4 protein-coding genes and 1 pseudogene are annotated in these 6,575 nt (G+C 73.7%); all 5 read right to left on the bottom strand.

The window, feature by feature from the left end; translation table 11 throughout:
• The coding region (locus AB7J25_RS19735) for a protein kinase domain-containing protein (RefSeq protein ID WP_428511050.1) at window positions 1–307 on the bottom strand (307 nt) is incomplete at its 3' end.
• Between the two features lie 868 nt (window positions 308–1,175).
• Window positions 1,176–2,234 (bottom strand): annotated as a pseudogene (locus AB7J25_RS19730) (serine/threonine-protein kinase); the annotation flags it as partial.
• A gap of 73 nt (window positions 2,235–2,307) precedes the next feature.
• The gene (locus tag AB7J25_RS19725; RefSeq protein ID WP_428511049.1) at window positions 2,308–3,774 is read right to left on the bottom strand and encodes a peptidoglycan D,D-transpeptidase FtsI family protein; all 1,467 of its coding nucleotides are present in this window, start codon (window positions 3,772–3,774) and stop codon (window positions 2,308–2,310) included.
• Entirely contained in the window at window positions 3,771–5,225 is a 1,455-nt protein-coding gene (locus AB7J25_RS19720; RefSeq protein ID WP_428511048.1) for an FtsW/RodA/SpoVE family cell cycle protein, read from the bottom strand. The genes AB7J25_RS19725 and AB7J25_RS19720 overlap by 4 nt, the downstream gene beginning before the upstream one ends.
• On the bottom strand, window positions 5,225–6,568 hold the full coding sequence (locus AB7J25_RS19715) for a PP2C family protein-serine/threonine phosphatase (protein ID WP_428511047.1): 1,344 nt from the start codon (window positions 6,566–6,568) through the stop codon (window positions 5,225–5,227). The genes AB7J25_RS19720 and AB7J25_RS19715 overlap by 1 nt, the downstream gene beginning before the upstream one ends.
• Between the last annotated feature and the right edge of the window lie 7 nt (window positions 6,569–6,575).

Raw genomic sequence — 6,575 nt, 5'->3', positions numbered from 1 at the left:
TCTCGCGCAGCGTCTGCCCGTCCACGTACTCCATGACGATGTAGGGCAGCGGGCCGTACTCGCTGGGGATCTCCCCGGTGTCGTAGACGGCGACGATCGCGGGGTGGTTGAGCGCGGCGGCGTTCTGGGCCTCGCGGCGGAACCGCATCTGGAACTGCGGGTCGCGCGCCAGGTCGGCCCGCAGCACCTTGACCGCGACGTCGCGGCCCAGCCGCGTGTCGAAACCGCGGTGGACCTCGGACATGCCTCCGTAGCCGAGCGTCTCGCCCAGCTCGTAGCGCTCGGACAACAGTCGCGGCGTGGTCATCGTGGTCTGGTCCCGATCGTTCTGCCGGTTGGCGCAGTTCTCCTCATCTTGCCGGGCGACATCGCCCGATGGCGTGGTCCCGCGCCGGTGCAAGCGCTGGAGTGCCGGTTCGGACCGCTCACCGGACGTCCCTCCTCGCGCTGACCGCGACGAACGGTGCGCCGTCGGCCGCCCGTCCGGCGAGGAGACCCTCCCGGCTCGTCACGCTACCCGTCACGGCCGCCGTCGCAGGATGGTTCGATGTGGCGTTCGCCGCGAACACCCCGTCGCGGTCCAGCCCGCCCAGCAGGATCAGCCCGCCCACGACGACCGCGGCCAGCGTCAGCAGGACGAACAGGATCAGCAGGAAGACCCGTCCCACGCTGGATCGCGAGCGGTTCTCCAGCGGAGCGCCACGCGCGGTACGGGCCCGGCGGCCCTCCGGCGGTGGGGTGCGGACGGTGACGAGGTCGCGGCGGCCGGAGCGATCCTGCGGCCGCGGGCTGCGCACGGTCGGATGCGCGGGTTGCGCGATGTCGTAGGAGCCCGAGGCCTCCGCCGGGCGGTGCGGCCCGCCCTGCGCGGCGTCGGGTGGGAGTGCTGCGCGGTGGGCTCCGGAGGGGGAGTCGGGCAACGGGGACGCGGCGGCGTGCCGGGCGTGCTGCCCGGACGGATCGTCGAGCCGGTGCTCCACGGCGGCGCGATGCGCCCCGGTCCCCGTCGCGCGGGAGTGGGTGGCCCGGGAGTCCGCGGCGGGACGGGCGTCGAGGCCCGGGGACGGCTCCGCGGCCCGGTGGCCACCGGAGCCGCTCGCCGGATACGAGCCGGAACGGGCGCCCGGCTCGACGGTGCGGTGCGTGCCGGAGTCCGTCGACGGCCGGGCCGCGGACGGTCGCCCGCCGCCCGAGGGCGCCCCCTCCAGCCCGGGAGGCGCCGGCGCCCGGCCGAGCACCTGCGGCTCGGCGGGCGGCTGCACGGGCGAACCGAGCTGTGGCGACCGCGGCGGCGTCCCGGGGGCGGCCGGCTCGTCCGCGGTCCGCGACCGGCGCCGCCTGCGTCGCCCACCGCCCGCACCCGCCCCCCGGGCGACGACGTCGAACACCCCCGACGGCCGCGGCGCGGGCTCCCCCCGCCGGACGGCCGCCACGGCCTCGGCGAACTCCCGGCCGGAGCGGTAGCGCTGCGCCGGATCCTTGACCAGCACCGCGTCCACCAGCGCACGCACGTTCGCCGGGATCGCGGGCGGCAGCGGCGGCGGCGCGTCGCGCACCTGCATCGCGGCGACGTCCACGGCACTCTCGCCGCGGAACGGGCGGTGTCCGGCCAGGCACTCGTAGGTGACGATGCCGAGCGAGTAGACGTCCCCCGTGGGTCCGGCCTCGCCTCCGGTGGCCTGCTCGGGCGCGATGTAGTGGGCGGTGCCCATCACCATGCCCGAGCGGGTGACGGGGGCGGCGTTGGCGGCCTTCGCGATGCCGAAGTCCGTGAGCTTCACCCGGCCGTCCTCGCCGACGAGGATGTTGCCCGGCTTGACGTCGCGGTGGACGAAGCCGCGCTCGTGGGCGGCGTGCAGGGCCCACGCGGCCTGCTCGACGACGCGCAGGGTGTCCTCGGGGGGCAGGGGGCCGCGGGCGACGATGGTGGACAGCGGCTCGCCGCGGACGAGCTCCATCACGAGGTAGGCCGTACGGCGCGGGCCGTCGATCTCCTCGCCGTAGTCGTGGACGTGCGCGATCCCGACGTGGTCCAGCGACGCGACCGTCTGGGCCTCGATGCGGAAGCGGTGGCGGAACTCGTCGTCGCCGGACAGCTCGGGACGCAGGATCTTGACGGCGACCGCGCGGCCGAGGCGGGTGTCGCAGGCCTCCCAGACCTCACCCATCCCCCCGATCGCGATCCGGTTCGTCAGCTCGTAGCGGTGTGCGATGAGCTGCCCGGCCGCGAGGATCGTCACGGGAACACCTCGACGCGCCCGTCGGCGGTGACCGGGGTCGCCGCCTCGGATGGGCCCGCAGGCTCGGTCACGGGTTGCCCCGCAGGCCGGCGGCGATGACGGCGCGGCCGATCGGAGCGGCCCGGGAGCCACCGGTGGCCTCCAGGTTGCGGTCGCCGCCGTTCTCGACGAGGACCGCGACCGCGATCTGCGGGTTCTGGGCGGGCCCGAAGGCGATGTACCAGTTGTGCGGCGGTGTGGTCTTGGGGTCGACGCCGTGCTCGGCGGTGCCCGTCTTCGCGGCGAGCTGCACGCCGGGGATCTTGCTGCCCTGGGTGCGGTTCTCGGCGCCGATCATCATCTCGGTCAGCGTCCGCGCGACGGCCGGGTCGATCGCCTGCCCGAGCCGGTCCGGCTGGGTGGTGTCCACGACCTCGAGGTCCGAGGTCTGGACCTCCTTGATCAGGTACGGCCGCATCATCTGGCCGCCGTTCGCGACGGCCGCGGCGATCATGGCGTTCTGCATCGGCGTGAGCCGGACGTCGCGCTGCCCGATGCCGGACTGCTGCAGCGCCGCGGTGTCCGGGATGTCGCCCAGCGTGGACGGGACGACGGTCATCGGGACGCCGATGCGGGTGTCCGGGTCGACGCCGAACGCGTCGGCCTGGCGGCGCAGCGTCTCCTCGCCGAGCTGGCCGGCGAGCTCGGCGAACGCCGTGTTGCAGGAGCGGGCGAGCGCGTCGGCGAGGGATGCGGTGCGTCCGGTCCCGCAGGGCGTGCCGGCGAAGTTCTGCAGGTCCGTGCGCGTGCCGGTGAGGGTGATCGAGGACGCGGCCGTGAGCTGTGACTGCGGGGTGAACCCGGTGGACAGCGCCGCCGCGCTGGTGACGACCTTGAACGTCGATCCCGGCGGGTAGGTCTCCTGGATCGTCCGGTTGACCAGCACCGGCGGGTCCGCGTCGTTGAACCGGGCCCACGCGGCCTGCTGCTGCCCGACGCGGGTGCCCGCGAGCTCCTGCGGGTCGAACGACGGGGTGGAGACCATCGCGAGGATCTCGCCGGTCTGCGGCCGCAGCGCGACGACCGCACCCGCGTAGTCCACACGGGTGAGCGCATCGTAGGCGGCCTGCTGCATCGCCGGGTCGATCGTGAGCACGACGTTGCCGCCGCGCGGGTCGCGACCGGTGAGCAGGTCCGACAGGCGCCGGGCGAACAGCTTGTCGTCGCTGCCGTTGAGGATGTCCGTGGCAGCGCGCTCGATGCCGCTGGAGCCGTAGGTGGGGGAGAAGTACCCGGTGACGGGGGCGTACACCTCGCCGTCGGGATAGCGGCGCTCGAACGTGCGGTCGCCCACCTCGACGCTCTCCGCGAGCACCCGCCCGCCCGCGCTGATCTGCCCGCGGTCGCGGGTGTACTCGGCGAAGAGGACCCGCTGGTTGCGCGGGTTGCTGCGCAGCTCGCCCGCCTGCACCACCTGCACGTAGGTCAGGTTGGCCATGAGCAGGACGATCATCGCCATGACGGCGAGGGCGACGCGGCGGACGGGGGCATTCATTTCGGGCGCTCCACGAGCTCGGTGCCGGCCTCGGCGATCGGCGCGCGCGGCGGGGCGGCGCGGGCCGGCAGCGGGGCACGTGCGGCGTTGGAGATCCGCAGCAGCAGTGCGATCAGCGCGTAGTTCGCGACCAGCGAGGATCCTCCGTAGGACAGGAACGGCAGCGTGAGCCCCGTGAGCGGGATCAGCTTGGACGACCCGCCGACGACCACGAAGATCTGCAGGGCGATCGTGAACGCCAGCCCGCTCGCGAGCAGCTTGCCGAAGCTGTCGCGCACGGCGACGGCACTGCGCAGCCCGCGGGTGATGAGCACCAGGTAGACGACGAGGATCGCGGCGAGCCCGATGAGCCCGAGCTCCTCACCGAGGGAGGACAGGATGAAGTCCGTCGCGGCGAACGGCACGAGGTCCGGGCGCCCGGCGCCGAGCCCGGTGCCGCCGACTCCGCCGGTGCCCAGCCCGAAGAGGGCCTGCGCGATCTGGTAACCCGCGCGGTCGTAGTCCGAGAAGGGATCCAGCCAGACCTGCACGCGGGCCTGGACGTGGCTGAAGAGGTTGTAGGCGATGACCGCGCCGCCCACGAAGAACGACAGGCCGATGACCACCCACGACACCCGCTCGGTCGCGATGTAGATCATCACCAGCACGATGCCGAAGAACAGCAGCGACGAGCCGAGGTCGCGTTCCAGCACCAGCACGACGATCGAGAGACCCCAGATGAGCAGCAGCGGCGCGAGGTCGCGGGCGCGGGGGAACTCCATGCCGAGGAAGCGGCGACCCGCCGTGCGGAAGAGCTCCCCCTTCTGGGTGAGGAACCCCGCGAAGAACACGATCATGAGGATCTTCGCGAACTCGCCCGGCTGGATGGAGAAGGGCCCGACGCGCAGCCAGATCTTGGCCCCGTTGATCTCCGAGATCGCGTCCGGCAGCAGGCCGGGCAGCGCCAGCAGGATCAGCCCGACGAACCCGGCCGTGTACGAGTAGCGCGCGAGCGTGCGGTGGTCGCGCACCAGGTAGAGCACCCCGACGAAGAGCGCGAGCCCCACCGCGGTCCAGGCGATCTGGCGGGTGACCAGCGTCGTCGGGATGTCGTTGCCCAGCAGGATGGCCCGCTCCTGCGCGGCGAGGTCCAGCCGGTGGATCATCACCAGGCCCAGCCCGTTGAGCAGGGCGACGCACGGCAGGATCAGCGGGTCGGCGTACGGCGCCCACTTCCGCACCGCGAGGTGCGCCACGACGAGCAGCGCCAGGTACGCGACCCCGATGTAGATCAGCGACGTGATCGCCCGTGCCGGCTCCGTGCCGCCGGCGGTGTTGATCTCGACGAGCACCAGGGCGCCCGTGACGATCACCGCGGCGAACGCCAGCAGCGTCAGCTCGATGTTGCGTCCGGTCGGCAGCGGCGCCGGCTCGAGCCGGGCGACGCTGGGTCGTACGTCGGGGTTGGCCATCAGCTCACCGGCCGACAGGTCGTCCCCGGCTCAGGCATCAGCGTGGGCAGGGGAGGGTCCGCGGGCGCCGGAACCGGCACCTCGGGGGTCGGCGCGGGTGCGCCGGGTACCGCGGGATCGGGAGCGGGGACCGGCGCCGCCATCTGGCACGGCGGCAGCAGCTGCTGGCGCAGCCGCTCGACCGTCGCCTGCGCCGCGGGCAGCCCGCCGGCGGTCAGGATGCCCTCCTGCACCTGGCTGCGCGCGCTCTCCGGCAGGTCCACCAGCTTGATGCCGGTCTCCTCCGCCACGCTGTTCAGCGGGCCGAGCAGCGGCACCTCGCCCTGCACGCCCTGGAAGATCGCCACCTGCTCCTGGTGCGCGGCCACGAAGTACTGCTGGTCCACCCACAGCCGGGCGGCGACCGCGCCACCGACCAGCACCGTGAGCACCGCCGCCATGGCGAGCAGCAGCCGCATCCGTGACGGCGGCCGCTCGGCCGACGCCGCGGGGGCTGGCGTGCGCGCCGGTTCCACCCGGTGCGGCATCGTGGTCGCCGACGCCCGCGCCGCGGCCGAGTCCGGACGGACCTCCTCGCGGCCGTCTCCCGCCGCGCCTCCGACGATCGGGTCGTCCTCGCCGAACTCGACGTCCACGACGTCCGCGACGATGCAGGTGATGTTGTCCGGGCCGCCGCCGCGCAGCGCGAGCTCGATCATCCGGTCCGCGCACGCCCGGGGATCGGCGTACGAGCTCAGCGTGTCGCGCAGCGTCTCGTCGCTCACGACGCCCGACAGGCCGTCCGAGCACAGCAGGTACCGGTCGCCCGCCCGGGCCTCGCGGATCGTCAGGGACGGGTCGATCTCGCCGCCCGTGATCGCCCGCAGCAGCAGCGACCGCTGGGGGTGGTTGTGTGCCTCGTCCTCGCTGATCCGGCCCTCGTCGATCAGGGACTGGACGAACGTGTCGTCCTTCGTGATCTGCGTCAGGGCGCCCTCGCGCAGCATGTAGGCCCGCGAGTCCCCGACGTGCACGAGCCCCAGGCGCGTGCCCGCGAACAGGATCGCCGTGAGGGTGGTGCCCATGCCCTCGAGGTCCGGCGCGTCGGCCACGTGCTGCGTGATCGCCGCGTTGCCCTGCACCGTGGCGGTGTGCAGCTCGGCCAGCAGGTCGTCGCCCGGGGTGTCGTCGTCGAGCGGGGCCAGCGCCGAGATGACCAGCGACGACGCCACCTCGCCCGCCGCGTGCCCGCCCATGCCGTCGGCGAGCGCGAGCAACCGGGGCCCGGCGTAGACGGCGTCCTGGTTGTTCTGCCGGACGAGCCCGCGGTCGCTGCGGGCCGAGTAGCGCAGGACGAGGGTCATCGGGGGA

It is taken from the genome of Pseudonocardia sp. (genome assembly GCF_050246655.1).
Classification (GTDB): domain Bacteria; phylum Actinomycetota; class Actinomycetes; order Mycobacteriales; family Pseudonocardiaceae; genus Pseudonocardia.
The sequence above is the reverse complement of the archived record's forward strand: the minus strand, read 5'-3'. Positions and strand labels throughout refer to the sequence as shown.

Excerpts from the sequence above, each read along its gene's own strand:
- AB7J25_RS19715 (WP_428511047.1), bottom strand. The coding sequence starts at position 6,568 with ATGACCCTCGTCCTGCGCTACTCGGCCCGCAGCGACCGCGGGCTCGTC.
- AB7J25_RS19720 (WP_428511048.1), bottom strand. The coding sequence starts at position 5,225 with ATGGCCAACCCCGACGTACGACCCAGCGTCGCCCGGCTCGAGCCGGCG.
- AB7J25_RS19725 (WP_428511049.1), bottom strand. The coding sequence starts at position 3,774 with ATGAATGCCCCCGTCCGCCGCGTCGCCCTCGCCGTCATGGCGATGATC.